The organism is Arsenophonus sp. ENCA (genome assembly GCF_002287155.1).
Lineage (GTDB): Bacteria > Pseudomonadota > Gammaproteobacteria > Enterobacterales > Enterobacteriaceae > Arsenophonus > Arsenophonus nilaparvatae.
This window is the reverse complement of the sequence record NZ_NHNG01000011.1, coordinates 1-1,023: the sequence shown is the minus strand read 5'-3', so window position 1 is coordinate 1,023 and position 1,023 is coordinate 1. Positions and strand designations below refer to the sequence as shown.

Below are 1,023 nucleotides of genomic sequence, written 5' to 3'. Positions count from 1 at the left end.
ATCATAAAATATCATTTGAATCTCTGACAGAGGAAGATGCAGAAGATTTTAAAGTTAGAGCGAAACAATCGAGTGATGCTGATGAGCGGCGTAAAATGGCGCGTCGTTATACTTATATGAAACAAGCAATTCCTGTTAAAAACAATCTTGATAAAACATATGCTCTATTAATCGGAGAGTGATATGGACAAGCAACCCGATAAATTAGAGGTGTTAATGGATTGGTTTCTAGGTGATGCCAAAGAAATCAATGAGACACAGAAAAAAATGCTGGAAAAACAAACAGCATTACTTGAGCGCGTTGACGAACTGAATAAATGCATTGATTCTAAAATCGAAAAATCAATTCGAGATGTTATTATTTGTAGTAGCTCAGACTTGATCTGACAGTTACCGGTTATTTATACAGTATCTGTCAGGCTAAATTTGATTTAAATCTTTTTCTCTCCAAATTTGTTTTCCATCGTGTAAAGTTGCTATGGGTGTTCGACCGCAACACATTTTTCCTTGATGAGTACGCTGGTTATTGTATTCCTCTAACCATTTATCTAAATCAGTTTGTAATTCCTCTAAATTACCGTAGATTTTCTTACGAAAAACTACCTGGTAGAACTCTTGTAATACGGTTTTATGAAAACGTTCACAAATTCCATTAGTTTGAGGCGAGCGTGCCTTAGTTTTTGTGTGATCAATATCGTTGATAGCCAGATAAAGTTGATAATCGTGATGCTCAACTTTACCACAATATTCACTACCTCTGTCCGTCAGTATACGTAATATCGGTAATCCATGTTGGGCATAAAAAGGCAGAACCTTGTCATTTAATAAATCCGCAGCAGTTATCGAACTTTTCGTTGTGTAAAGTTTACAATGAACGACTTTGCAGTAAGTATCAATATAAGTTTGTTGGTAGATACGACCAACACCTTTTAAATGACCAACATAAAAAGTGTCCTGCGACCCCAGGTAACCCGGATGTGCTGTTTCAATCTCACCACTGGCTTCATCATCCTGTGCTTTCTT

General features: G+C 36.5%; 2 protein-coding genes and 1 pseudogene. 2 read left to right on the top strand and 1 reads right to left on the bottom strand.

Going from position 1 to position 1,023, the window contains the following annotated elements; genetic code table 11:
• Both CBG25_RS00405 and CBG25_RS00400 read left to right on the top strand, forming a co-directional pair.
• Positions 1–182 (top strand): annotated as a pseudogene (locus CBG25_RS00405) (StdB protein); the annotation flags it as partial.
• A gap of 1 nt (position 183) precedes the next feature.
• Positions 184–387, top strand: a complete 204-nt coding sequence (locus CBG25_RS00400; protein WP_290603687.1) for a hypothetical protein — start codon at positions 184–186, stop codon at positions 385–387.
• 33 nt (positions 388–420) lie between these two features.
• Here the strand turns inward: CBG25_RS00400 and CBG25_RS00395 are convergent.
• The coding region (locus tag CBG25_RS00395; protein ID WP_290603686.1) for an integrase core domain-containing protein at positions 421–1,023 on the bottom strand (603 nt) is incomplete at its 5' end.